The sequence below is a fragment of the Haemophilus haemolyticus genome (assembly GCF_001679045.1).
In the GTDB taxonomy this organism is placed as follows: domain Bacteria; phylum Pseudomonadota; class Gammaproteobacteria; order Enterobacterales; family Pasteurellaceae; genus Haemophilus; species Haemophilus haemolyticus.
The window spans coordinates 225,298-251,548 of the sequence record NZ_LYCK01000012.1; the positions used below are offsets into that span (position 1 = coordinate 225,298).

At 38.9% G+C, this 26,251-nt stretch carries 26 protein-coding genes and 1 tRNA gene; 16 read left to right on the plus strand and 11 right to left on the minus strand.

Annotated features, from left to right (window positions below; all coding sequences use genetic code 11):
• Positions 1-45: 45 nt before the first annotated feature.
• From thiI to cspD, 5 genes are all read left to right on the plus strand, one after another.
• Positions 46-1,503 (plus strand): tRNA uracil 4-sulfurtransferase ThiI, encoded by a 1,458-nt coding sequence (thiI, locus tag A8M50_RS04520; protein WP_005645086.1) that lies wholly within the window; start codon positions 46-48, stop codon positions 1,501-1,503.
• A gap of 14 nt (positions 1,504-1,517) precedes the next feature.
• Positions 1,518-1,838, plus strand: a complete 321-nt coding sequence (locus A8M50_RS04525; protein WP_005644996.1) for a YqcC family protein — start codon at positions 1,518-1,520, stop codon at positions 1,836-1,838.
• Positions 1,832-2,551, plus strand: coding sequence for a tRNA pseudouridine(65) synthase TruC (gene truC, locus A8M50_RS04530; protein ID WP_005645062.1), 720 nt, complete (start codon positions 1,832-1,834; stop codon positions 2,549-2,551). Before A8M50_RS04525 ends, truC begins: the two co-directional genes overlap by 7 nt.
• Positions 2,544-2,702, plus strand: a complete 159-nt coding sequence (locus A8M50_RS04535) for a YoaH family protein (protein WP_005628875.1) — start codon at positions 2,544-2,546, stop codon at positions 2,700-2,702. The genes truC and A8M50_RS04535 overlap by 8 nt, the downstream gene beginning before the upstream one ends.
• Before the next feature lie 144 nt (positions 2,703-2,846).
• A complete protein-coding gene (gene cspD, locus A8M50_RS04540) occupies positions 2,847-3,065 on the plus strand; it encodes a cold shock domain-containing protein CspD (protein ID WP_005637876.1) in 219 nt (72 codons plus the stop codon).
• Between the two features lie 68 nt (positions 3,066-3,133).
• Here cspD and matP read toward each other — a convergent pair whose 3' ends face one another.
• Positions 3,134-3,580, minus strand: coding sequence for a macrodomain Ter protein MatP (gene matP / locus A8M50_RS04545; RefSeq protein ID WP_005628871.1), 447 nt, complete (start codon positions 3,578-3,580; stop codon positions 3,134-3,136).
• 126 nt (positions 3,581-3,706) lie between these two features.
• On the opposite strand from matP, the gene A8M50_RS04550 reads away from it, so the two are divergent.
• Both A8M50_RS04550 and fabA read left to right on the plus strand, forming a co-directional pair.
• A complete protein-coding gene (locus A8M50_RS04550; RefSeq protein ID WP_005644706.1) occupies positions 3,707-5,482 on the plus strand; it encodes an AAA family ATPase in 1,776 nt (591 codons plus the stop codon).
• Between the two features lie 168 nt (positions 5,483-5,650).
• Positions 5,651-6,184 (plus strand): bifunctional 3-hydroxydecanoyl-ACP dehydratase/trans-2-decenoyl-ACP isomerase, encoded by a 534-nt coding sequence (gene fabA, locus A8M50_RS04555; RefSeq protein ID WP_005631615.1) that lies wholly within the window; start codon positions 5,651-5,653, stop codon positions 6,182-6,184.
• A 108-nt stretch (positions 6,185-6,292) separates the two neighbouring features.
• On the opposite strand, the gene A8M50_RS04560 is transcribed toward fabA, so the two are convergent.
• Positions 6,293-6,859 carry a YceB family lipoprotein gene (locus tag A8M50_RS04560; protein WP_005633591.1) on the minus strand — a complete coding sequence of 189 codons (567 nt, stop codon included), beginning with the start codon at positions 6,857-6,859 and terminating at the stop codon, positions 6,293-6,295.
• Between the two features lie 73 nt (positions 6,860-6,932).
• Here A8M50_RS04560 and A8M50_RS04565 point away from each other — a divergent pair, with 73 nt between their 5' ends.
• The 6 genes from A8M50_RS04565 to infB all read left to right on the plus strand — a co-directional run bounded on the left by A8M50_RS04565 (position 6,933) and on the right by infB (position 12,661).
• Entirely contained in the window at positions 6,933-7,655 is a 723-nt protein-coding gene (locus tag A8M50_RS04565; RefSeq protein WP_005633593.1) for a BUD32 family EKC/KEOPS complex subunit, read from the plus strand.
• Complete coding sequence (locus A8M50_RS09060) at positions 7,655-7,789, plus strand: hypothetical protein (protein ID WP_005645009.1); 135 nt, start codon at positions 7,655-7,657, stop codon at positions 7,787-7,789. The genes A8M50_RS04565 and A8M50_RS09060 overlap by 1 nt, the downstream gene beginning before the upstream one ends.
• A gap of 102 nt (positions 7,790-7,891) precedes the next feature.
• Positions 7,892-7,968, plus strand: a tRNA-Met gene (locus A8M50_RS04575).
• 186 nt (positions 7,969-8,154) lie between these two features.
• Positions 8,155-8,610, plus strand: coding sequence for a ribosome maturation factor RimP (gene rimP / locus A8M50_RS04580; RefSeq protein WP_005633597.1), 456 nt, complete (start codon positions 8,155-8,157; stop codon positions 8,608-8,610).
• Positions 8,611-8,627: 17 nt separating this feature from the next.
• Positions 8,628-10,115: a transcription termination factor NusA gene (nusA, locus tag A8M50_RS04585; protein ID WP_005645077.1), complete on the plus strand. Its 1,488-nt coding sequence runs from the start codon at positions 8,628-8,630 to the stop codon at positions 10,113-10,115.
• Between the two features lie 11 nt (positions 10,116-10,126).
• On the plus strand, positions 10,127-12,661 hold the full coding sequence (infB, locus tag A8M50_RS04590; RefSeq protein ID WP_005644748.1) for a translation initiation factor IF-2: 2,535 nt from the start codon (positions 10,127-10,129) through the stop codon (positions 12,659-12,661).
• 78 nt (positions 12,662-12,739) lie between these two features.
• Here infB and A8M50_RS04595 read toward each other — a convergent pair whose 3' ends face one another.
• From A8M50_RS04595 to A8M50_RS04610, 4 genes are all read right to left on the minus strand, one after another.
• A complete protein-coding gene (locus tag A8M50_RS04595) occupies positions 12,740-15,904 on the minus strand; it encodes a type I restriction endonuclease subunit R (protein WP_005644827.1) in 3,165 nt (1,054 codons plus the stop codon).
• A 198-nt stretch (positions 15,905-16,102) separates the two neighbouring features.
• Positions 16,103-16,735 (minus strand): hypothetical protein, encoded by a 633-nt coding sequence (locus A8M50_RS04600; RefSeq protein ID WP_005644839.1) that lies wholly within the window; start codon positions 16,733-16,735, stop codon positions 16,103-16,105.
• Position 16,736: 1 nt separating this feature from the next.
• The gene (locus A8M50_RS04605) at positions 16,737-18,080 is read right to left on the minus strand and encodes a restriction endonuclease subunit S (RefSeq protein WP_005644713.1); all 1,344 of its coding nucleotides are present in this window, start codon (positions 18,078-18,080) and stop codon (positions 16,737-16,739) included.
• A complete protein-coding gene (locus A8M50_RS04610) occupies positions 18,073-19,749 on the minus strand; it encodes a class I SAM-dependent DNA methyltransferase (protein WP_005645054.1) in 1,677 nt (558 codons plus the stop codon). Before A8M50_RS04610 ends, A8M50_RS04605 begins: the two co-directional genes overlap by 8 nt.
• A gap of 164 nt (positions 19,750-19,913) precedes the next feature.
• Here A8M50_RS04610 and rbfA point away from each other — a divergent pair, with 164 nt between their 5' ends.
• The 3 genes from rbfA (at position 19,914) to tyrA (ending at position 22,434) form a co-directional block, all read left to right on the plus strand.
• Complete coding sequence (gene rbfA / locus A8M50_RS04615; RefSeq protein WP_005628626.1) at positions 19,914-20,300, plus strand: 30S ribosome-binding factor RbfA; 387 nt, start codon at positions 19,914-19,916, stop codon at positions 20,298-20,300.
• Positions 20,300-21,220, plus strand: a complete 921-nt coding sequence (truB, locus tag A8M50_RS04620; RefSeq protein ID WP_005644751.1) for a tRNA pseudouridine(55) synthase TruB — start codon at positions 20,300-20,302, stop codon at positions 21,218-21,220. The genes rbfA and truB overlap by 1 nt, the downstream gene beginning before the upstream one ends.
• Before the next feature lie 89 nt (positions 21,221-21,309).
• On the plus strand, positions 21,310-22,434 hold the full coding sequence (gene tyrA / locus A8M50_RS04625) for a bifunctional chorismate mutase/prephenate dehydrogenase (protein WP_005645059.1): 1,125 nt from the start codon (positions 21,310-21,312) through the stop codon (positions 22,432-22,434).
• Positions 22,435-22,464: 30 nt separating this feature from the next.
• On the opposite strand, the gene queF is transcribed toward tyrA, so the two are convergent.
• From queF to A8M50_RS04650, 5 genes are read right to left on the minus strand one after another with little or no spacing between them, the layout of a single operon-like run.
• Complete coding sequence (queF, locus tag A8M50_RS04630) at positions 22,465-23,304, minus strand: NADPH-dependent 7-cyano-7-deazaguanine reductase QueF (protein ID WP_005644763.1); 840 nt, start codon at positions 23,302-23,304, stop codon at positions 22,465-22,467.
• Between the two features lie 54 nt (positions 23,305-23,358).
• On the minus strand, positions 23,359-24,144 hold the full coding sequence (locus A8M50_RS04635) for a Zn-ribbon-containing protein (protein WP_005644930.1): 786 nt from the start codon (positions 24,142-24,144) through the stop codon (positions 23,359-23,361).
• A complete protein-coding gene (locus A8M50_RS04640) occupies positions 24,135-24,515 on the minus strand; it encodes a SufE family protein (protein ID WP_005645018.1) in 381 nt (126 codons plus the stop codon). The genes A8M50_RS04635 and A8M50_RS04640 overlap by 10 nt, the downstream gene beginning before the upstream one ends.
• A complete protein-coding gene (locus A8M50_RS04645) occupies positions 24,512-25,711 on the minus strand; it encodes a cysteine desulfurase (RefSeq protein ID WP_005644694.1) in 1,200 nt (399 codons plus the stop codon). The genes A8M50_RS04640 and A8M50_RS04645 overlap by 4 nt, the downstream gene beginning before the upstream one ends.
• Positions 25,701-26,195 (minus strand): thermonuclease family protein, encoded by a 495-nt coding sequence (locus tag A8M50_RS04650; RefSeq protein WP_005628640.1) that lies wholly within the window; start codon positions 26,193-26,195, stop codon positions 25,701-25,703. Before A8M50_RS04650 ends, A8M50_RS04645 begins: the two co-directional genes overlap by 11 nt.
• Between the last annotated feature and the right edge of the window lie 56 nt (positions 26,196-26,251).

The following is a 26,251-nucleotide window of genomic DNA, read 5'->3' on the forward strand; positions in this document are numbered from 1 at the left end:
TCTTTGCGTAAAATACTCGCCACTTTAAATACCCAAGCTATTCATATGAAATTTATCGTTAAACTTTTTCCTGAAATCATGATTAAGAGCGAAACTGTGCGTAAACGTTTCGCAAAAATTTTAACCTCTAATATCCGCAATATTTTACAGAAATATGATGAAGAAACTGCAGTTGTACGTCACTGGGATTACATTGAAGTGCGGTCAAAAAATGAAGAAAATCGTGAAGAATTAATCGCCTTGTTACAACGTATTCCCGGTATTCATCATTTTTTAGAAGTTGAAGAAAAACCGTTTACCGATTTACATCATATTTTTGAATTGACGCTTGCGGATGTCGCGCAACAACTTCAAGGCAAAACCTTTTGCGTTCGAGTAAAACGTAAAGGAAAACATAAATTTAGTTCGATTGAAGCAGAACGTTATATCGGTGGTGGATTAAATCAACATATTGAAAGCGCAAAAGTGCGGTTGAAAAATCCAGATGTGACAGTTCGTATTGATATTGAAGATGACAAAATGATGTTAGTTAAAGCACGTCACGCTGGGATTGGCGGTTATCCGATTGGGACGCAAGAGGATGTGCTTTCTTTAATTTCTGGGGGATTTGATTCAGGCGTATCGAGTTACATGCTGATTCGTCGTGGTTCGCGAGTTCATTATTGTTTCTTTAATCTTGGCGGCGCAGCCCATGAAATTGGCGTAAAACAAATGGCTTATCATATTTGGCAACGCTATAGCTCTTCACATAAAGTACGCTTTATTGCGATTAACTTTGAGGGGGTTGTTGGTGAGATTTTAGAGAAAGTCGATAACGGCCAAATGGGCGTTGTATTAAAACGGATGATGGTGCGAGCCGCAAGTAAAGTCGCTCAACGTTTTAATATTGAAGCGATTGTGACAGGGGAGGCATTAGGACAAGTTTCTAGCCAAACTTTAACCAATTTACGCTTGATCGATGAAGCTGCTGATGCCTTAGTATTACGCCCTTTAATTACGCACGATAAAGAACAAATTATCGCGATGGCGAAAGAAATTGGCACTGACGATATTGCAAAATCTATGCCTGAATTTTGTGGCGTGATTTCAAAAAATCCTACGATCAAAGCTGTTCGTGAAAAGATTCTTGAAGAAGAAGGGCATTTTAATTTTGAGATTCTTGAAAGTGCGGTACAAAATGCGAAATATTTAGATATTCGCCAGATCGCAGAAGAAACAGAAAAAGAAGTCGTGGAAGTCGAGGCAATTTCTGTATTGGGTGAAAATGAAGTTATTTTGGATATTCGTAGCCCAGAGGAAACGGATGAAAATCCATTTGAATCAGATACACATGACGTCATTCAAATGCCGTTCTACAAACTTTCCTCTCAATTTGGTAGCCTTGATCAAAGTAAAAATTACGTGTTGTATTGTGAACGTGGTGTGATGAGCAAATTACAAGCCTTATATTTGAAAGAAAATGGTTTTTCAAATGTGCGTGTGTTTGCAAAAAACATTCATTAATTAGGACATAAAATATGCGTAATCAAACTAAACAGCATCTTGAACAGCTTCAAATTACCATGCAGCAGCTTAATCTATGGCAAACGATGCCCCCTGCTGCAGAGGCATTTTTAAGTGAAGAACCTTTTTCAATTGATACGATGTCTGCAGAAGAGTGGCTACAGTGGATATTTATTCCACGTATGCAGGCATTGTTAGAAAGTGGTTCAGCCTTGCCAAATAAAATTGCTATTTCTCCTTATATTGAAGAAGCAATGAAAGAATTTGATGAGTTACAAAAACTATTAACTCCTTTGGTTGCTTTAGAAGAACTTCTGAACAAGAACGAATGCTAGAAATTTTATATCAAGATGAGTTTCTCGTTGCGGTGAATAAGCCTGCTGGTATGTTGGTTCATCGTAGTTGGTTAGATCCTCACGAAACTCAATTTGTGATGCAAACCTTGCGAGATCAAATTGGCCAACATGTATTTCCTATTCATCGTTTAGATCGACCGACATCTGGCGTGTTGTTATTTGCATTAAGCAGTGAAATTGCGAATTTAATGGGTGAACAGTTTGAGCAAAAGTGCGTTCAGAAATCTTATTTGGCTGTAGTGCGTGGGTATCTACAAGGAAAAGAGCGGATAGATTATCCACTAAAAATCCAATTGGATAAAATCGCAGATAAATTTTCTCAAGAAGATAAAGAGCCTCAAGAAGCCATTACTGATTATGAAGGATTAAAAATAGTCGAAATGCCTTATCCTGCTGGGCGTTATCAAACGGCGCGTTATTCTTTAGTTAAATTAATCCCTCATACCGGTAGAAAACACCAATTACGTCGCCATATGAAACATATTTTTCACCCAATTTTAGGTGATACGCAATATGGTGATTTGCATCAAAATCGTGCCTTAATGTTGCATCTTGGCTATTCTCGGTTATTTTTACATTCTAATAGTTTGTCTTTTATTCATCCAATAACGAAAGAGCAAATAACAATTACAGCAGGTTTAGATGAACAATGGCATCAATTAATGAATCAATTTGGGTGGGAAAATGTTTGATATTAACTTAACACACGAACAGCAACAAAAAGCAGTTGAACAAATTCAAGAACTTATGGCAAAAGGGATTAGTAGCGGAGAAGCGATTCAAATAGTGGCGAAAGCACTACGAGAAATTCATAAAAATGATAAAAAAACTCCAGAAAATTAAATTTTTTGTGATCTACTTATCATTTTTGAATATTGCTGATTGCATAACCGATCAAAATATTTGAATATAACGTCCATACGAGGTGATAAGGCGATAGTCTTATTGATTTATTGTTTTAGTAGGCGAAGCCTAGAGAGGTCTTTTATGGAAATTGGTGTTGTGAAATGGTTCAATAATGCAAAAGGATTTGGTTTCATTTCCGCAGAAGGAGTGGATTCCGATATTTTTGCACATTATTCAGTGATTGAAATGGACGGTTACCGTTCATTAAAAGCAGGTCAAAAGGTGCAATTTGAAGTTATCCACGGAGACAAAGGATCTCATGCCACGAAAATAATTCCACTTGTGGATAATCAAGAGTAATGCGAATACTCTAAATTTTTTCTCTATTAGTCCTAACTCAAAAAGACAAGAATTGCAGCTTGTCTTTTTTATTTCAATAAATTCTTTAAACTGGTTTTCATTGCTGCCATTTGATTTTCAAATTGTGCTTTACTTTCTCTTTCGTCAATCATATAGGTAATTGTTTCCGAAAGTGTCATTTTCATTTTTCGAGAATATTTAGAAAGACGTAGCCAAACAGCATATTCCAAATCAATGGATTTTTTCTTGGTATGTTGTTTTTCACCATTAAAAAAGCGTTTGCGGCGTGCACGAATAGCTTGATCAAGCTTAATTGGTAAGGCCGGAGAAAGATGATTCTTAATCCATTCTTCAATTTTTTCTGGATAATTTTGGGATTCTAATAATTCTTGCGCTTTGGCTTCTTGCAAACTACGTTCTTCATAACGCGTGATATTTTCCCCTTCGCGATGTTTACGAATTAGGTAAATCCATTTCCAATTTGCTTCTTGATTTTCGAGTTTTTGGTATTTCATTTTTTATCATTGAGTGACGTGGTAACTGCATTAATATACGTGTTTTTATGCTGATTTTCTAGTGGATTTTCACAAGGCTATTAAATATGCGATAATGTGGCTAATTTTTCTAGAAAGAGACCAGCCGTGAGTTCATTATTTTCTCAACAACAAGCTATTGAGCAATCTTTAAATTGGCAGGCATTACAACCTGATTTGGCAATTCAAGATTTTCTTTTAGAACCAGTGGATTTCTGGGCATTACAACCGAATGCTACACAGGCTATTGATTTATTTTTACGCCATCCAACGCGTTCCTTATTGATGATGAAAGTAGGTGAGCCGGTTGAATATGCGGAGTTATTGCAAAATTTTATATCGCAAAACCATCATAAAGTGCGGTCAATTTTCGGTGTGAATTATGTGATAGAGCAGGGAGACTCTTTTTCTTTTCCTCATGTTTATACCGAGCCAGCAGAATCTTTAGATGATAATTTTGCCAGTCAAGGTGGGGCGTTAAGCGCATTGTATTGCGATCAATTCCAGCTTTTCGGCAGTTTTCGGATTCATCCAAGTTCACAAGATATTCAATTAGTGCCAGGATTAGTGCATAAAGCTAATGGCGGAGTTTTGATTTTAAGTGCGGCAACATTGTTATCTCAATTTGATTTATGGGGGCGATTAAAACAAATTCTGCAAACCCAAACTTTTGATTGGTATTCAGCCCATCCATTTAAAAATTTACCTTGTGATATACCAGGCTATGCGCTTGATTTAAAGGTAATTGTACTTGGTAATCGTACCGAATTAGCCACTTTGGTTGAGTTAGAAGAAAACCTTTATTCTTTCGCCGATTATGCTGAAATTGAAAGCTATGTTTCTGTGGCTGAAGTGGAGGAACAAAAAACGTGGGCGGGTTATGTACAACAAATGGCTCAAGAGCAAAATATTGAGCTAGATTTTTCGGCGTTAAATAAACTCTATCAATTATTAGTTCGTGAAAGTGAAGATCGCTTTTTAATTAACGCATCACCTCTTAAATTAAAAGAAATATTACAGGATGCTTCAACTTTTGCTGAAAAAACCGCATTAAGTGCGGAGGATTTTGAGGATATTTTTCAACAAAAATTGGCGCAGTATGGTTTTCTAAAAGAACAAACTTATGCCGATATTTTAAATGAGCAAGTTTATGTTGAAACTCAAGGGGAAATTGTTGGGCAAATTAATGGCCTTTCGGTGATTGAATATCCAGGTACCCCCGTATGTTTCGGCGAGCCTTCGCGTATTAGTTGTATTGTGCAATTCGGCGAAGGGGAAGTAATCGACGTTGAAAGAAAAAATGAATTAGCGGGAAATATTCATGGTAAAGGCATGATGATTGCGCAAGCTTGCCTTTCCAATATATTAGATTTGCCATCGCAATTGCCATTTTCTGCCTCATTAGTGTTTGAACAGTCTTATGGTGAAATTGATGGTGATAGTGCATCTTTGGCGATTTTCTGTGTGCTAGCAAGTGCTTTGGCCGATTTGCCTTTGCCTCAAAATATCGCAATTACAGGATCGATTGATCAATTTGGACTTGTTCATTCTGTTGGTGGTGTGAATGATAAGATTGAAGGTTTTTTTACTATTTGCCAACGTCGTGGTTTGACCGGAAAACAAGGCGTCATCATCCCAATGACGACCATTCAGCAACTGAGTTTGTCTGATGAAGTGAAAAGTGCGGTAAAAAATGGTGAATTTTTTATTTATCCTGTAGAAGATATTTATCAAGCTTGCGAATTATTATTTAATCGTGATTTGCTAGATGAAAATAAAGATTATACAGAAAAAACTGAGCCTTTATCTCGTCTCATTCAACGTCGAATTGAGGGAAGAGCTGATTCAGAAAGAAAAGGTTTTTGGAATTTTTTCCGCCCTTAATAGATAAAAGCGAACATTTGTTCGCTTTTATTTCTTCTATAATCTATCAAAGTGACTGCTCCGACAAGTTTTGCGAACAAGTGTTAGCTATTTACACTTTGCTATGTTCTCTTTAGAATGTTTTATATCAGTTTTAAACTGAATTTCTCATATATAAAGGAACCTAAAATGCAAAACACTTGTACACCTAATAAAAAAAGTAGCTATTCTTATGATGATTTGCTCGCGTCAGGTCGCGGCGAATTATTTGGCAAAGAAGGGCCACAATTGCCCGCTCCAACCATGTTGATGATGGATCGCATTATTGAAATGAATGAGGAAACAGGTGCTTTTAGCAAAGGGTATATTGAAGCTGAACTTGATATTAAGCCTGAATTGCCGTTTTTTGGTTGTCATTTCATTGGAGATCCAGTGATGCCTGGTTGTTTAGGATTGGATGCTATGTGGCAGCTTGTTGGGTTTTATTTAGGCTGGATTGGTGGCAAAGGAAAAGGCAGAGCATTAGGGGTTGGCGAAGTAAAATTCACAGGACAAATTTTGCCAACGGCTAAAAAAGTGGTGTACCGAATTCATATGAAACGAGTAATTAATCGTAAACTAGTTATGGGAATGGCTGATGGTGAAGTTGAAGTTGATGGCCGCGTTATTTATACAGCAACAGATTTAAAAGTTGGGCTATTCCAAGATACCTCTGCATTTTAATTTTTCTTTATTAATTCATACAAAAGGGCGGTGAAAATTTTTCTTAGATTTTCATCGCCCTTTTTATCCTTCTATCAACAAGCAACGTTCAATTACATCATATGAATATCATTGGAACATGCTGGTCTCTAAGGATAGTTGTCCTTTTTCTATACGGATTTCTTTAGCAAATTTTTTTATAAGCACATCACGCATATTGTTTTTATCTAATGTATAAACCGGAATATGTTCCAGTAATTTAGCGACATTCTCATTTAAAAAAGGCATGATTGCTTGCATTTGTTGCATATATTGCTGTGGTTCTCCTGACCAACGTAAAATACGCATTTTCTTTAAATAAACCGCGCCTTCTTCAGGATTATAATAAGGAATTGTATCGAAGGTCAGATTTAATTTTCCAGGCAGTTTTTTATTGCCAAATTGAAATAAACCCTCTAAAGTACCGCTCATTTCTACACGTTTATCATTAGTTTGCCCAATTTTCGTACTCAAATTTCTTATTTGATAATCAAGAAAAAATAATCCGGGTAAGCCAAATTTATCTGCAATAGCTCCTTTCTCTTGTAGATATTGATTGATTTGAGATTCAGTTATTGAAAAAGGTGAGGCCAATATATTAGGGGATATCGCTAAAATAGACATTGACGTAAGAAATAATAATTTAATTTTTTTCATATCTAATTTTTAGTTAAATTAAAAGCAAAATGGTGGATTAATATACCATAAATAGAAATGGAGTGATGTAATAATGAGCCCTGAGTTTAGGCAATATGTTAATCAATTAGTTATAGAGCATCGTGATGAACGCATTTACCCTTTTCAATATGAAGGAAAGAAATTTTGGTTGAAGCAACCTGAAAAATTGAAAGGTATTTGGTTATTATTGAAACCGTATCCGAAGCAATCTTTTAAAAATGAACTACAAACTTTGTTAAATCTTGCTGAAAAAAAAGCACCTGTTCCAAAAGTCTCTTATTATGATGAGGATTTTTTTGTATTGGAAGATGCGGGAATCACTTTATCACAATGGTTATGTGATAAGGAGGTAAATAATCAGCAAAAATTTTCGATTATTTATGACGCTTGTCTCGCTTTGATTGATTTACATACTAAAAATCTGGTGCATGGTCGTCCTGCTATTCGAGATATTACTTGGGATAAGGGAAAAGTTACTTTTCTTGATTTTGAATCTCGTTCAAGTAGTCAAAATCAAAATTGGTTAATCGTTCGAGATATGCTATTTTTCTTTGATAGTTTATGTCGAGAAGAAGATATTTCAGATGATTTTATTCAAAAAGTGGCATTGTATTATAAAGCACATTGTGAGGTACAAAATTGGCATAATATGATTATGTATTTGCAGCGTTTTCGCTGGATTTACTATCTTTTGTTACCTTTTAAACCTATTGCAAAGACAGACTTAATTGCAGTTTATCGCTTATTTGAAATTTTATTAATAAAGGAAAAATGATGAAGAAAACACTTTCTATTATTGTATTATCAAGCATATTAGCTGCTTGTACTGTAGGTGGTGGCGTCAGCGCTGGTGGCGGAAGTAACGGCGTTGGATTAGGACTAGGGATTGGCTCTGGTATTCGATTCTAGTGATGATGAAAAGTGCGGTAAGTTTTAGTAAAGTTTTTAAGGAACTTGTAAAACTTCTTGCATTTTAAATTTTTATCACTATAATGCACCCCATATTTCGGACGCGGGGTGGAGCAGCTTGGTAGCTCGTCGGGCTCATAACCCGAAGGCCGTCGGTTCAAATCCGGCCCCCGCAACCAATAATAAGTTCAGTAAAAGAACCCCAGTATTGGGGTTTTTTTCTATAAGAAATTTAATAAAAACTGGGCTTAGGTTCCTGTGAACCTAACCCTTTTTTTATGCCTAAAATTTTTTGTAGAAGTTTTTAGATTAATCAAAAGAAGTTATTTTGACTAAAAACTGACACTACAGTATAGGAGTAGAAATTGGCTACATTAGAACAAAATTTACAAGAAATGCTACAAGGTGCAGTAGAGGATTTAGGCTGTGAACTTTGGGGCATTGAATGTCAACGCGCAGGCCGTTTTATGACTGTGCGTTTATTTATTGATAAAGAAGGTGGCGTAACTGTCGATGATTGTGCTGATGTAAGTCGTCAAGTGAGCGCAATTTTAGACGTAGAAGATCCAATTGCGGATAAATATAATCTAGAAGTGTCGTCACCAGGTTTAGATCGTCCACTATTTACCTTGCAACAATTTGAACGCTATATTGGGCAAGATATCATAGTGCATTTGCGAATTCCAGTGATGGAACGCCGTAAATGGCAAGGTAAGTTAGAGCGTATTGAAAACGATATGGTTATTTTAATCGTTGATGGACAGGAACAAGTTTTAGTCTTTGGTAACATTCAAAAAGCGAATGTTGTTGCAAAATTTTAAAAGGAGCAAAAGAAAAAATGAGTAAAGAGATTTTACTGGCGGCAGAAGCCGTATCCAATGAAAAGTTATTACCACGTGAGAAAATTTTTGAAGCGTTAGAAAGTGCAATTGCGCTTTCTACCAAGAAAAAATATGAATACGAAACTGATATTCGTGTATCAATCAACCCAAAAACAGGTGATTTTGATACTTTCCGTCGTTGGTTAATCGTTGATGAAGTCAAAGTGCCAACGAAAGAAATCACTTTAGAAGCGGCACAATTTGAAGATCCAAATCTTCAACTAGGCGATTATGTAGAAGATCAAATCGAATCTATCGCATTTGACCGTATTGCAATGCAAACTGTACGCCAAGTAATTAGCACTAAAATTCGTGAAGCTGAGCGTGCAAAAGTTGTAGAACAATTCCGTGCTGAAGAAGGCAAAATTGTCACCGGTACTGTGAAAAAGGTAAGTCGTGACAGCATCATCTTAGATCTTGGCAATAAAGCAGAAGCGATGATTGCTCGTGAAGACATGTTACCACGTGAAAATTTCCGTCCAGGTGACCGTGTGCGTGGTGTGCTTTATAAAGTAAATCCTGAAGGTAAAACTGCACAATTATTTGTGACACGTTCTAAACCAGAAATGTTGATCGAATTATTCCGTATTGAAGTGCCTGAAATTGGCGAGGAAATGATTGAAATTCGTGGTGCGGCTCGTGATCCCGGCTCTCGCGCTAAAATTGCTGTGAAATCAAACGATAAACGTATTGATCCAGTTGGTGCTTGTGTGGGTATGCGTGGTGCGCGTGTTCAAGCCATTACCAATGAACTTGGTGGTGAGCGCGTAGATATCGTGCTTTGGGATGATAATCCAGCACAATTTGTGATCAATGCAATGGCACCAGCTGATGTGTCTTCTATCATTGTTGATGAAGATAACCATTCTATGGATATTGCTGTTGAAGCAGCTAACCTTGCGCAAGCAATTGGTCGTAATGGTCAAAATGTGCGTTTAGCAACACAATTAACAGGTTGGACACTAAATGTAATGACTACTGATGATTTAAATGCAAAACATCAAGCAGAAGATAACAAAGTTTTAAACTTATTTATGAACGCATTAGAACTTGATGAAGAATTTGCACAAATCCTTGTAGAAGAAGGCTTCACAAGTTTAGAAGAAATTGCTTATGTTCCAATGAATGAATTGACTGCAATTGATGGTTTAGAAGATGAAGATCTTGTAGAAGAGCTTCAAACTCGTGCTAAAAATGCGATTACAGCCGCAGCAGTTGCTGAAGAAGAAGCATTGAAAAAAGCGAATATTGAAGATCGCTTATTGAATTTAGATGGCATGAATCGCCATGTGGCATTCAAATTAGCTGAAAAACAAATTACTACTCTCGAAGAACTCGCCGAACAGGGTGTAGATGATTTAGCAGATATTGAAGAATTAACAGCAGAACAGGCAGCAGATTTAATTATGGCTGCACGTAATATCTGTTGGTTTGGCGAAGAATAAGGAGAGTAGTAATGACTGAAGATGTTAAGGCTGATGCGCCAAAGAAATTAAGCATTCAACGCAGAACAAAAACAACAGTGAGCAGTACCACAACTGGCGGTAAAAGCAAAGAAGTACAAGTAGAAGTACGTAAAAAACGCACAGTAAAAACTGATATTGCTCAACAAGAAGAAGCAAAATTAAAAGCACAGCAAGAAGCGGAAGCGAAAAAAATTGCCGAACAAAAAGCGGCAGAAGAAAAAGCTCGTTTAGAAGCTGAAAAAGCGGCTGCTAAGAAAGAAGCTGATGAAAAAGCAAAATCTGAAAAAGCGAAAGCAGAAACAGCTAAGCCAGCAAAAAGTGCGGTAGATTCTAAAGCTAAATCTGTTGATCCTGAAAAAGAGAAACGTAAAGCAGAAGAAGCAGAACTTCGTCGTAAAGCTGAAGAATTAGCTCGTCAAAAAGCAGAAGAACAAGCTCGCCGTGCAGCAGAAGAAGCGAAACGTTATGCTGAAGCAGATGATTCAGACAATGAGTCTTCTTCAGAGGACTATTCTGATTACAACTTAAGTTCAAGATATGCACTTGAAGCAGAAGATGAAGAAGATCGTCGTAACGAAAATCGTGGCCGTGGCAAAAATAAAGTAGCGAAAGCGAAAAAAGGCGGTCGCGACGATGAAAATAGCAAAAACTCAAAAAATGAGCGCGAATCTAATCGTAAAAATCAAAAAGACGCTAAGTTTGGTAAAGGTAAAAACGGCAAAAAAGGTGCCGCACTTCAACAAGCCTTTACTAAACCAGTTCAAGCTGTAAAAGCAGATGTTGTCATTGGTGAAACCATCACCGTTGCTGAATTAGCGAATAAGATGGCTGTAAAAGCGACTGAAATCATTAAAACGATGATGAAGATGGGCGAAATGGTTACTATTAACCAAGTTATCGACCAAGAAACCGCTCAATTAGTAGCGGAAGAACTTGGTCATAAAGTGATTCTTCGTAATGAAAATGAGCTTGAAGAAGCGGTATTAGGCGATCGCGATGTAAACGCAGAAAAAGTAACGCGTGCGCCAGTTGTAACCATCATGGGTCACGTTGACCATGGTAAAACTTCTTTACTTGACTATATTCGTAAAGCGAAAGTTGCAGCAGGTGAAGCGGGTGGAATTACCCAACATATCGGTGCGTATCACGTAGAAATGGATGATGGCAAAATGATCACCTTCTTGGATACACCGGGGCACGCCGCGTTTACTTCTATGCGTGCGCGTGGTGCGAAAGCAACAGATATCGTTGTTCTTGTTGTCGCGGCCGATGATGGTGTGATGCCTCAAACTATCGAAGCGATTCAACACGCCAAAGCAGCGGGTGCACCTTTAGTGGTTGCAGTAAATAAAATCGATAAACCAGAAGCCAATCCAGACCGTGTTGAGCAAGAATTATTACAACATGATGTAATTTCTGAAAAATTCGGTGGTGATGTGCAATTCGTTCCAGTATCAGCGAAGAAAGGTACAGGGGTTGATGAGTTATTAGATGCAATCTTACTTCAATCTGAAGTACTTGAATTGACCGCTGTAAAAGACGGCATGGCAAGTGGTGTAGTCATTGAATCTTACTTGGATAAAGGTCGTGGCCCTGTGGCAACTATCTTGGTTCAATCAGGTACCTTACATAAAGGTGACATCGTACTTTGTGGTTTTGAATACGGCCGTGTACGTGCAATGCGTGATGAAAACGGAAAAGAAGTGGATGAAGCAGGTCCTTCAATTCCAGTTGAATTATTAGGTCTTTCAGGTGTGCCTGCAGCGGGTGATGAAGCAACCGTTGTACGTGATGAGAAAAAAGCACGTGAAGTGGCGTTATATCGTCAAGGTAAATTCCGTGAAGTGAAATTAGCTCGTCAGCAAAAAGCGAAACTTGAAAATATGTTTAGCAATATGTCTGAAGGCGATGTGGCTGAATTGAACGTCATTGTGAAAGCGGACGTACAAGGCTCTGTAGAGGCGATTGTTCAAGCGTTAAATGAACTTTCTACCAATGAAGTAAAAGTTAAAGTGGTTGGTTCTGGTGTAGGTGGTATTACTGAAACTGATGCAACTTTAGCTGCAGCATCTAATGCCATTATTGTTGGCTTTAACGTTCGTGCTGATGCATCTGCGCGTCGTGTCATTGAAGCGGAAAACATTGATTTACGTTACTACTCAATCATCTATGAATTGTTGAATGAAATTAAAGCAGCAATGAGCGGTATGTTAGAGCCTGAATTTAAACAAGAAATTATTGGCTTAGCTGAAGTTCGTGATGTATTCCGTCATCCGAAATTTGGTGCAATCGCAGGTTGTATGGTGACCGAAGGTGTAGTGAAACGTAACAACCCAATCCGTGTATTACGTGACAACGTCGTTATCTTTGAAGGGGAATTAGAATCTCTTCGCCGTTTCAAAGATGACGTATCTGAAGTTCGTAACGGTATGGAATGTGGTATCGGCGTGAAAAACTATAACGATGTAAAAGTCGGCGACCAAATCGAGGTGTTTGAAGTGGTTGAAGTTAAACGTTCAATCTAATCTTTAACAAATCAAAGGGCGGTTAAAAATCATCTGGTTTTTAACCGCCCTTTTGTTATTAAAGAAACCGCATCAAAATTATAAACCAGTTAAATCCTCTGCAATTTCTTCAGCTTGTTTAATCACATAAGTTACCGCTTCTTCCTGTTTATCGGGTGGATATTTGTAGCGTTGTAGGGCGCGTTTAACGAGAATACGCATTTTTGCCCGTACCGCTTCTTTGTATTGCCAATCGATTGTGACCGATTTTCTAAGTGTTTCCGTGATTTCTTTCGCCAGTTTAGAAAGCACTTCATCACCCATCAAATCTTTTGCACTTTGATTTTGAGATAGAGCTTCATAGAAGGCAAGTTCTTCCTTGGTTAATCCTAGTTTTTTCCCTAATGCTAAACGTTCTTGGAAGTCTTGGCTCATTTTAAAGAGTTCCTCCAAAATCTCTACCACAGTCAAATTGTGATTGTGGTATTGATTCAATGCTTCCTTCAAACGCTGTTCAAAATCTTTTTGCAAGGTTAAGTTTGTGCCTGATTTAACTTTAATTTCACTTGCTAAATAACGTTCCATTGCCGTAACCCATAAATTTTTAGTTGGGCTATTTTTAACAGTTTGTAAAAATTCTTCGGAAAGCAGGCTGATTTGTGGTTGTGGTTTTTCTAGCAGATCAAATAAATCAATCACGCCTTCAGAATACACAGTTTGATTAACCAATTTTTTCAATAAAATCTGTCTTTCATTTGTGCCTGTGCCTTTTTGTTCGCGTTTAGTTAAAATTGCCCGTACGGCATCATAAAAGGCGATTTCTTGGTTATACGGCTCAACTTCAGCCAATGCGCCGCATAGCATATAGCCTTTTTTCACCAAGCCTGCTGCTTTCAAAAAGGCTTTTTTGCGAGGTTCTGTTTCTTTTTTATCAAACCAATGTTGCTCGTGTGCTTTGCCATCAAACGGTAATTGATCGAGGCTTAAAATATGATTGGCAGCAAACCGAATCGCCATCAAAAGATCATTCGGATTATCTTTTTCTAAGGCAGCCTGAACATCAAAGGTTTTCCCTTCAACCGGCGTTGCAAACAGGCTGCGGACGAACTCTAAATGCTCTTTCATTTTAAAGAATACATCAATCACGTTATCAGTCAGCTTGCCCTTGCCTTGCGAGTTAGTATATTGCTGGGTGGCTTCTCTGAGCTTGTCAGCAATACCTACATAATCCACAATCAAGCCACCATTTTCTCGGCTCTTATTGCGGAATACACGGTTAACCCGCGCAATCGCCTGCATCAGATTATGCCCCTGCATCGGTTTGTCGATATACATCGTATTACAGCAAGGCGCATCAAAGCCCGTCAGCCACATATCGCGCACAATCACCACTTTCAGCGCATCGTTCGGATCTTTAAAGCGGCGTTCAAGCGTTTGTTTTTCTTGTTTACTGTAAACGTGTTTCTGCATTTCTGGTGCATCAGAAGCAGAACCCGTCATCACAATTTTAATCTCCCCTTCGTTAATATTGTCCGAATGCCATTCAGGGCGCAGTTTGATGATTTCATTGTATAAATCCACGCAAATCTGACGGCTGGAAACCACCATCATCGCTTTGCTGTCCACCACTTCATTGCGTTTGGCAAAATGCTGCACAAAATCCGCGGCTAAATCAGCCAAGCGGGCTTGCGAACCCAGCAATTTTTCCTGCAAACGCAGGGCAGGGGATTGCTCCTCTTCCAGTAAATCATCAATTTCTTTGAATAGCTCATCGTGTTCTTTTTCGTTTAAGCGGATTTGGCGCGCTTCATACACAATCGGCACGGTTGCGCCATCTTCCACTGCATCTTGCAAGTCATAAATTGACACATAGCGACCGAACACATCTTGCGTGTCCTTATCTTCTAGGCTAATCGGCGTACCGGTAAAACCGATAAATGAAGCATTAGGCAGCGCATCGCGCAAATGACGGGCGTAGCCTGCCTGAAATTTGCCGTTATGCAATTTTTGCGTAAAGCCATATTGGCTACGGTGTGCCTCATCGCTGATTACAATAATATTGCTGCGCTCATTTAAAACAGGGAAGCGGCTTTCTTCCTCATTTAAGGCGAATTTCTGAATCGTAGTAAAAAACACGCCGCCGACTTCATTTTGTGCGAGCAGTTGGCGCAGTTGATCGCGGTCTTCCACTTGTTGCGGTGTTTGCTTGATTAAATCTTTGCCTGAAGAAAAGGTTTGGAAAAGCTGACCGTCCAAATCGTTGCGGTCGGTGACCACCACAATGGTCGGATTTTTCAATTCAGGCTGCGCAAGCAGTTTGCCGGCATAAAACAACATGGAAATCGACTTACCCGACCCCTGGGTATGCCACATCACGCCAATGCGGCGGTCGCCTTTTTCTGAAGTCGCCCAAATGGTGGAATCTACCGCTTCATTTACGCCGTAATATTGATGGTACGCCGCGATTTTTTTAATGGTTTTGCCAACGGAATTCCGTTCAAACAAGATGAAATAGCGAATATAGTCGAGCAAATCTTTGGGCTGCAGCAAGCCATTAAGCAGGCTTTGCAATTCATCATCAAAGTATAAGCGCGCGCTTTTATTTTTTTCATCGACCACTTTCCATGGTGTAAAGCGTTGAAAGTCTGCCGAAAGCGAACCCAAACGGGCGGCAATGCCGTCTGAAATAACCAGGGCTTGATTGTAAACAAACAGCTCGGCAATTTCATCTTTATAGGTTTCAAACTGATTAAATGCCTGTAATAAATCCGCCGATTCACGCAGCGGATTTTTGAGCTCAAATACCACTAAGGGCAGACCATTTACAAAGCCGATAATATCAGGAATCCGTTTACCTCCTTTACGGCTGCGGATTTCCAGTTGATTCACGGCAACAAAGCGGTTGTTTTCCACATGCTCAAAATCCATCAAACGTGCCATTTCGATTTTTTGCTCACCGTTTGCCTGATATTCCACCCGCACGCCATCACGCAACAGTTTATAAAACGCCTGATTACGCACCACCAAGTCGCCAATATCGCTTTTCGTCGCCGATTTGACCACAGAATCAACCGCACTTTCAGGCAGCTGCGGATTAAACTTACGCACCGCTTCACGCAGTTGCTCAACAAAGACCACACCGCTCAAATTGCCACGGGCAAACTCACCCTCATGAACAGGCAAGTCTTTACCATAGCGATATTCCCAACCGAGGGATTGCAGGCGTTGAAGGGTGAGTTGTTCGATGTCGTTTTCGTTGAGCATAGAGTGTTCCTTAGAGTGTGGTTTAAATCTCCCCTCCCCCCTCTTTACGAAAGAGGGGAATGGTATTGAGCGTAGTTTTAGTTTAGGTGTTTTTTATGAGTAATTTTTCTGCTAATCCGACCGCTTGCAGCTAACAAACCTCCTAAATAGTTCCCCTCTTTAGCAAAGAGGGATAGGGGAGATTTGGCAGATGCCAAATCAGCCTTGTAATTTATATTCCAAATCAAGAGAATCATAGAATTTTAGAAATTCATCTTTTAGGTATTGGTATTTTTCATTAAAAAATGGAGCATTGTTCCCTAATCCATTTTCAGAAACAACATCAGAAAGAATTTCTCTCAAATTATATTTTTGTATAAATTGATTAATAATTTCATTAAATTTAGGAGATACATGGATTAGTTGATAATCTGAAGGATTTCCTGATAAATTGTTTTCTGTCATGAGTTGCAATTTCTTTTCTAATTTTTTATTTTGTAAAATAAAAGAACAAGCTTGAGAAAAATTAGCTAATGTAGAAGTGGCTGAGAATTTTTCAACACTAAATGAATTTTGTTTCTCATCATCTTGAATATATAAGGAATAGTTTTGGGGATAATCTGGAGATTTTGAAACAAAGAAACGGCAATTCCTTATATCATAATTATTAATAAAAAATTCTTTTGAAGGATGATAATCCTCAAGGAAATCTTGCAAATCAGCAATATAATCAGGATTAGATATATATCTTTCAGTTTTATGCTCGTCTCGAATTTTTTGTAGCCTATTCTTAAGGAATTTTTGAGTTTTGTAATATAGATCTCTAGTTTTTAAATAATATGTTTTTGACATTTTAAACATCCTGTTTTAATAATTTAGGTAATAGAGAGTCTCTAGTTTTCATGAGAGTATTATTCTCTTCTTTTAAGTTTCTTAAACTATCAAGATATGTATTACTTATTTTCGAGAAAATATTTAATATAAAGTTAGAAGGAATAACAACATTAATACCTTTAAAGGTTGAAGTATTTAAAGATGCTCTAGTTGAAGCTCCAGAGGCCTGCTCAAAATATGCTTTCTGCTTAGGTTGCATAAGAAACCAACGTAAATATTCGGTTAAATTGTTATCATTTAAGACAATTTTAGCTAATGCGATATTATAAACCCCACTAATACCAAAACGAATTTTTCCTGCATCACCATATCGATCAATTAAAATATCTTTTTCTGTGCATCGTTTGTTTTTTTTTGATATTTCTACATAAGTTATATGATTGTTGCTTGAATAATCTCTATTCTGAATAAAACGTTCATAACCTTCTTTTGCTTCATATATATGTTCTTCTTTTGGAATCTGTGTTCCGCTAATTAATGCAAACAATCCTGATAAAGGGGTAACCTCCCACCCCTTCGGCACTTCAACCCCATCAACCTCCACTATCTCATACGGAAACGCTTTGGCGGTTTCTGCTAATTCGGCGTAACGTTCAGGCTGTGTTTGTAAAAGTGCGGTCAATTCTTCGGGTGTTTTTCCGCTGATTGTCTGCATGGCTGCCAGCTCCGCTTGTTCAAGGCTAAGGCCGTCTGAAAGGGCTTGGACTTTGGCACGCACGGGATCGAAATCGACAAACCAGCTTTTAAACAGGGCTTGGGCGATTTGTTCCAAGGTTTGGTTGATTTGGGTGTTTAGTTCTATTTTTTGATCTAAAGTATTTAGAATATATCCAATTTCCTTTTGCTTATTTATATCTGGAAGTAATAATTTAACTTTACTTAAAGCTGATACATATAGATTTTTTTGGACACTACCTTCAGCTAAAGTTTCAATTTGTTCTTTGCTATTTAATAAGGTATAAAAAATAAATAATGGATTACAAATATTTTCATTAACTTTGATATTAATTACAGCTCTATTTCCACACATGTAATCTTTTAAGATTCCAATTCGTCCAATAGTTCCTGATTTGCTAATTGCTAAACTATCTGGTTCAAATAATACAGCACTCTTCTTTGCACTTAAAAATCCTTTTTCTGTTAAAGTTTGAGAGGTTTTATACACAAAACCATTGTTTAAATCTGTTGCTCTCAACCATTTAATCGTTCCTCCAAAGTAGCTTGGTTCATTTTTTGATGGATTAACATAACCTTCTTGAAATGAAGCGCAATCAGCTAAAGTTACAACCTTCCAATCATTCATACCCCAATCCCCCTAAGTTCTTCTTAATCTCCGCTTCCAATTCCGCACTTTTCGCAAATTGTTCCTTTAAAAGCGCGGTCAGATTTTGCATTTTTTCTGCAAATGGTACGCCGTCGTCTTCTAGTTCTGCAGTGCCGACGTAGCGCCCCGGTGTGAGGACGAAGTCGTTGTCTTTAATTTCTTCTAAAGTGGCAGATTTGCAGAAAGCGGCTTGGTCTTCATAGCCGTCTGATTTTTGCCAAGCGTGGAGGGTATTGGCGATTTTGGCGATGTCGTCAGCGGTGAAATCACGCAATACGCGGTCTTTCATATAGCCGATTTGGCGCGCATCGATAAACAATACTTCGCCTTTGCGCTTTTTGTTGCGGTTTAAAAACCAAATACAGGCGGGGATTTGGGTGTTGGTGAAGAGCTGGCCGGGCAGGGCGACCATACATTCCACCAAGTCGGCATTGATGATGGCTTTGCGGATTTCACCTTCGTTGTTGGTCTGGCTGCTCATGGAACCGTTGGCAAGCAATAATGCCATTTTGCCGTTGGGCGAGAGGTGGTAAATCATGTGTTGCAGCCAAGCGAAGTTGGCGTTGCCTTTAGGCGGCGTGCCGTATGCCCAACGTGGGTCGTCGACTAGGGATTCGCTCCACCAATCGCTGATATTGAATGGCGGGTTTGCCATAATGAAATCCATCTTTTTGTCGATGTGTTGCGGCTGCGTGAAGCTGTCGGCGTTGTGTTTGCCGAAGTCGTAATCAATGCCGCGGATGGCCATGTTCATGGCGGCGAGTTTCCAGGTAGTGGGGTTGAATTCTTGCCCGTAGATGGAAACGTTGTTGATATTGCCTTGATGGGCGGTGATAAAGCGTTCGGTTTGCACGAAAAAGCCGCCGCTGCCCATAGCCGGGTCATATACGCGGCCGGAGTATGGCTCGAGCATTTCGACAATCAGGGAAACAATGGATTTTGGCGTGAAATATTGTCCGCCGCGTTTGCCTTCGGCTTGGGCAAAGCGACCGAGGAAGTATTCGTAAACGTGGCCGAGAATGTCTTTTGCGCCTAAATGTACGGGCTCGCCGTTGTAAGTCGGACGGGTAAAGTGGGTATCGGAGAAGAGGATAATCAGCCCGCGCAGGGTGTCTTCGTTTACCGCATAGCCGCTGATGCGTTGGAGGACGCCTTTGAGTTTTTCGTTGTCTTTTTCAATAGCATCGAAGGCGTCATCAATGAGTTTTGCTACGCCGGAAAATTTCCCTCCCCAGGGTAGCTCTGCGCCGATGTTTAAGATGGAAACGGCTTTAATCTCATCCCAACGGGCTTGCTGCGGCACCCAGAACACATTGTCGGCGGTGTAGTAGTCGCGATTTTCCAGTTCGGCGGTTAAGGTTTCTTGATATTCTTCTTCGGTGTCGTAAAAAGTGCGGTCAAGATAGAGCGCGTTTTCAGGATCGGTGAGTTCAGCCTGAATTTTGGCTTGTTGGTGGGTAAAACTATCGGAAATGTATTTTAAGAAGATAAGACCAAGAACGATATGTTTATAGTTTGCGGCATCAAGTTGTTGGCGGAGTTTATCAGCAGACACCCAAAATTTTTCATCTAATTCATTTAAAAATGCTTGTTGTAATGCATGATTTTCATCGACAATCTTGGTCGTCTCGTCTCGTCTCGCTTGCATAAATTATGCCCTCTGTAAAGTGATTTTTATCGGAAGTTTGAATATTCAAACAAATTACTAGGTGTCATTCTATCGAAAAACAGTATCAGGTTGAAAGGGATTTTTGCGTGCTAAATCCAATGATTTCCAGTAGAATGGGGCGATTTTATAAATAAGGAATAACTATGGCAAGAGAATTTAAACGTAGCGATCGCGTCGCTCAAGAAATACAAAAAGAAATAGCAGTCATTTTACAACGCGAAGTGAAAGATCCCCGTATTGGCATGGTGACGGTTTCTGATGTAGAAGTATCGAGTGATTTATCTTACGCAAAAATCTTCGTGACTTTTTTATTCGATCACGATGAAACAGCAATTGAGCAAGGCATGAAAGGCTTAGAAAAAGCATCGCCTTATATTCGTTCGTTACTAGGCAAAGCAATGCGTTTACGTATCGTGCCAGAGATTCGCTTTATTTACGATCAATCCTTGGTGGAAGGGATGCGTATGTCAAATCTTGTGACCAATGTTGTGCGTGAAGATGAGAAAAAACACGTTGAGGAAAGCAACTAATGTCTAGACCTCGTAAACGCTGGCGTGATGTTGATGGTGTGTTTTTGTTGGATAAACCACAAGGCATGTCATCAAATGATATCATGCAAAAGGTAAAGCGTTTATTTCAAGCGAACAAAGCGGGGCATACTGGCGCGCTCGATCCGTTGGCTACGGGGATGTTGCCGATTTGCTTGGGCGAAGCAACTAAGTTTTCACAATTTTTGCTTGATGCCGATAAGCGTTATCTTGTTACGGCAAAATTAGGCGAACGTACCGATACTTCCGATGCGAAAGGGCAAGTCATGGAAACTCGTGAAGTTCATGTTGAAACTCAGCAAATTTTGACCGCACTTGAACAATTTCGTGGTGATATTTTGCAAGTGCCGACAATGTTTTCTGCACTAAAACATAACGGTAAACCGCTTTATGAATATGCTCGACAAGGTATTACGGTTGAGCGTGAGGCACGCCCAATTACGATTTTTGAACTCAATTTTATTGAATATAACGCGCCTTATTTAACCTTAGAAGTGCATTGTTCAAAAGGCACTTATATTCGCACCTTAGTAGATGATTTAGGTGAAGTGCTAGGTTGTGGCGCGCATGTGACAATGTTACGCCGTACAGCCGTGGCGGATTACCCCGTAGCAGAAATGATGCCAATCGATGAGTTACAACTACTTGCTGAAAGTTTTCCGTTAAGTGAATTAGATCGTCTATTACTGCCAACTGATACCGCTGTAAGTAAATTGCCCGCTTTACGTTTGGATGCAGAGCAGAGTAAAGCCATTGGTTTTGGTCAGCGAGTAAAATTTGCTAACGAACAGCAATTAAGCGGTCAAGTGCGGTTATTTTCAGCGGAGAATTTATTCTTAGGCGTAGCCTTAATCGATGGAAATATTATTCGCCCACAACGCTTAATTACGCAATCCGCATAACTTCATTGTCTTTTCTATAAAATTCTAGTAATCTCATCTGTAATTAATTTTTTACAAAATATGTAAACTAAATTTTGCAGGTGAGTTTTATGGAAACCCTTAAGGATTTACGTTCTGAAATTGATTCGCTTGATCGCGAACTTATCCAACTTTTTGCTAAACGTCTTGAGTTGGTTTCTCAAGTCGGTAAAGTTAAACATCAACATGGATTACCTATTTATGCGCCAGAGCGTGAAATAGCAATGCTCCAAGCGCGTCGTTTAGAGGCTGAAAAAGCAGGCATTTCAGCCGATTTGATTGAAGATGTTCTACGCCGTTTTATGCGTGAATCCTATGCTAATGAAAACCAATTTGGTTTTAAAACCATCAATCCTGATATTCACAAAATTGTTATCGTGGGTGGCTATGGTAAATTAGGTGGTTTATTTGCTCGTTATTTACGTGCATCTGGCTATCCAATTTCTATTTTAGATCGTGAAGATTGGGCGATAGCTGAAAGTATTTTAACGAATGCAGATGTCGTGATCGTTTCCGTTCCCATCAATATTACTTTGGAAACGATTGATCGACTAAAACCTTATTTAACAGAAAATATGTTGCTTGCAGATTTAACCTCTGTTAAGCGCGAACCACTAGCGAAAATGCTTGAAATCCATTCTGGTGCGGTGTTAGGTTTACATCCGATGTTTGGGCCAGATATTGCAAGTATGGCAAAACAAGTGGTTGTGCGTTGTGATGGACGTTTTCCTGAACGTTACGAATGGTTACTTGAGCAAATTCAAATTTGGGGCGCAAAGATTTATCAAATAGATGCCACAGAACACGATCACAATATGACTTATATACAAGCCTTGCGCCATTTTTCAACTTTCGCGAATGGTTTACACCTTTCCAAACAGCCCGTTAATCTTGCTAATTTATTGGCGCTTTCTTCTCCTATTTATCGCTTAGAACTTGCGATGATAGGTCGTTTATTTGCGCAAGATGCAGAGCTTTACGCCGATATTATTATGGATAAGCCAGAAAATTTAGCGGTAATCGAAACGCTAAAAAAAACTTACGAAGAAGCTTTAACTTTCTTTGAAAATAATGATCGTCAAGGTTTTATTGATGCTTTCCATAAGGTGCGTGACTGGTTTGGCGATTATTCAGAACAATTCTTAAGAGAAAGCCGTCAGCTATTGCAGCAGGCAAATGATTTGAAGCAAGGGTAGTAAAATGCGGTGAAATTTCACCGCAGTTTTTTACTGTCTCGCCAATCTTAAATTTTCAGGTAAATTCTCAAAATTAGAGCGGAATGGATTAATGTCTAAGCCGCCGCGTCGGGTATAGCGCGCGTAAACAGTGAGTTTTTCTGGTTTAGCGTAGTGGATTAAATCGCAGAAAATGCGCTCGACACATTGCTCGTGGAATTCATTGTGTTGACGGAAAGATACAACGTAACGCAATAATTTTTCGTGATCGATTTTTTTACCAACATAATGAATATGCAAGGTGCCCCAGTCTGGCTGATTGGTAATGAGGCAGTTGGATTTTAGCAAATGGCTGACTAATTTTTCTTCGACAATTTCATCAGATACGCAATCTTTCAGCCAATCAGCGTTAAATTCGTAGCTGGTAATTTCAATATCTTGTTCATCAATGCAATCGCCTTGTAAATGATCAATTTTTTGAGAATCATAAACTGCCACTGGATTTAACCGCACTTTTACATCGCCTTGCGCACATTCGTTTAAATCGCGTTGCATAGTTTTTTGAATGGCATTGAAGTCGGCAAATTTGCTTTGGTTGAAGCTATTTAAATAAAGTTTAAAACTTTTTGACTCAATCAAATTTTGGCTTTGATAATCCAGATAAATGTCTGCGATAGCCACTTGTGGTAAGCCTTTTTCGTTGAGCCAAGAGATTTCATAAGCCGTCCAAATATCGGCGCCGATAGTAAATGGTTGGTTTTGAGTAATGCCCAATCCATCACGATTTAACGCGCGTGGCACAGGCTGTAATAAAGTGCGGTCATATTGAGAGGCGTATTCTGTTTTTTGACCGAGTTTTAAGGATTTTAAGCTGTTGTCTTGGTAATTCATCTTTTCTCCGATTAGGTGTTCGAATTTTGCAAATTTCGACACTTTATAAATTAATTACAAAAAATTCCACGATAGATTCGAAACTAATCGACAGGTATCGCATTTAAAATGAAAGGTATCAAAAATCGCGTCTTTTAACGCCCAGTTTGCCCCACAAGAAGGGCAGCAACGAGATTTTTCAGATTCTAAAAATTGCCCACCTACACGATATAAATAATAGTAAGTCGGTATGCTCGTTTCTTTTTCTATTTCTTGGGACAAATAGCGCCCATGTTTTGAAAGTGTGCTTTGGTACTCAGAAATTTCTGCCAAAGATTGTTGTTCTAATACCGCACCATTCATTTGTAGTTGATCGCAGGCTTGCCAATTTTCTTGCCATTTAATCAGATCTTGGCTTAAGTGTGGTTGATTTTTCAACTGTTTATACAAGGGGATTGGGGCGAGATTTTCTCCGCTGTGAATCGGCGAGCAACTTTGTAAATGGGTTGTGTAAAGCACTTGCCAAGCTGGCGATGCATTTTCTGCCGTTTGATCTGAATTGAAATCATCGCCCACAACTTGAAAACCATCAAAAATTACGCCGCACTTTTCGGCTTCTTGTAATGCCCGATTCACTTCTGCGTTATTATTTTGAGGAAATAGACTGTCTTGCTCAGGGCAAATGACACGCATAGCAAAGCCTTGTGCGCCATCTTCTTCCGCTAAATATAAAGGAATTTCACGTCCGATAATTTGCCCGTTATACCGCCATTGATCGATCACGGCATTAAGTAAACGGCTTTGCGATTCAATGTTATTTTCAAGGGCAGTCAGGCGAAAATAGGTTTCGATTAAATACATAAAATTTTTAATTGCTGTCCGATTTGGTTTAAGCCGTTTAAACGCGTTTCACTTAAACGTTGTGAAATGCCGAGTTCGCTAAAAAATGCAGTAATATCAAATGTATTCAATTCATCCGCTGTTTTACCATTGATTTTATTGAATAAAATCCAAAGCAAGCCATTCATAATTCTGGCTTCGCTAAACCCGTTGAATTGAAAAGTGCGGTCATTTTTAGGAATAATTTGAAACCACATTTGTGCTTCGCAGCCAGTAATAGGTTGCATTTGAGCGAGTTCATCATCGCTTGGGCGAGGTAAATTTTTGCCAGCTTGAATAATCAGGCGATAGCGTTCTTCCCAATTTTTAGCTTGTTTTAATTGTTCTATCATTGTAATAAATCCAATGCCTTATCTAAAGTTGTAAAAAATGCCTCTACATCTTCCTGCGTATTATAAGGAGCAAAAGAAAGACGCAATGTGGTGCGTTCGCCTAAGCGTGATAAATAAGGCTGGGCACAATGTTCTCCCACTCGGAGCGCAATATTTTGTTCGCTCAAAAGTGTAGAAAGATCGGAACAGTCAATGCCCTCAAATATAAAACAAACGACGGTGCTTGGTTGAGGTGAATCGAATAATCGGCAATTCTCGTAAGATTTTAACCGCACTTTGACAAATTCAGCCAAAGATATAGCATGCTGTTCTGCTGCGGTAAAATCCCATTTTTGTAACCAATCCAGTATGGCATTAAAGCCAATAACCCCAGCAATATTGGGTGTCCCTGCTTCTAAACGATAAGGCAATTCGGCAAAAGTAATGCGCTCACTTGATACACGATCAACCATTTTTCCACCAAAAAAGAGCGGTTGAAGTTGAGAAAGTGCGGTCAATTTTCCTGTTAAAACGCCAAGCCCATTTGGGCCATAAATTTTATGGGCAGAAAATGCGAGAAAGTCTGCATCTAAATCTTGTAAATCAATTTTGATATGACTAATCGCTTGTGCTGCATCCACTAAAACCAAGGCATTGCTATGTTTTCTAATAAGTTGAATCAGGCGTTTAATCGGCTGTTCTGTGCCTGTGACATTTGAAACAAAATTCAGTGCAACGAGTTTTGTTTTTTCAGAAAGAGCAGAAATAAGCGCATTTTCATCAATTAGCCAATTATCTAAAATCGGTAAAACTCGAATTTTTGCACCGCACTTTTTCGCCGTTTCGTGCCAAGTGACAAAATTAGCATGATGATCTGCTTGGCTAATCAGAATTTCATCTTCTGCGTTTAATTGCGGTAGTAATCCATTTGCCACTAAGTTTATTGCGTGAGTTGTACCCGAAGTCCAAATAACAGTGCGTTTATCTTCTGCATTAACCCATTCTTTCACTTGTGTGCGAGCCTGTTCATATTGCGCAGTTTGGGTAGCATCATATTGGCTACGATGCACTGAACCCGCAGAAGCATAAAATTCAGCAGTGCGATCAATTAACACTTGAGGTTTCAACGAGGTGGCAGCGTTATCTAAATAAACAACCGCATCTTCACGTTGGAAATAAGGAAATTCTTGACGGAAAGTTTGATAATCAAAAGCCATATTGATTTTTCTCTTGTCTGCGCCATTGACTTGGTTCAATCGGATTATTGTCCGCCCAAAGACCAATTCGTTTGGCTTGTGCATTTTCTTGCGCTTGAAGATAAATCGGATCATGGGAATATTGCTTATAAGCCCATGCCATACCTTGTTTAACCATTTCTAAATTAATATTTTTATCTTGATAATAAACAATCGCCAATGTGCGTTGATAGCGATCTTGGCCTTTTAAAGAAAGACGTACATCACGGAGATAAACCATATCAGACAATGCTTTTTTAGATTTTTGCCCAAAAGCTTGTTTTTTCTCTGGCGCATCAATTTCAGCTAGTCGCACTTTGATTTGTCGATTATTTTTAGCAAGACAGGTAAGCGTATCACCGTCACTAATGCCAACGACACGACAAGTATTTTCTTCACTAGAGCACGCAGAAAGTGCGGTAAAAATTAGTAATAAAATAGCAAATAGCGATTTTCGATTTATCATTTTGCAAGGTTCTTGATCTAAGTCTGGTTATTTTACCGAAAAAAACTGGTCAATTC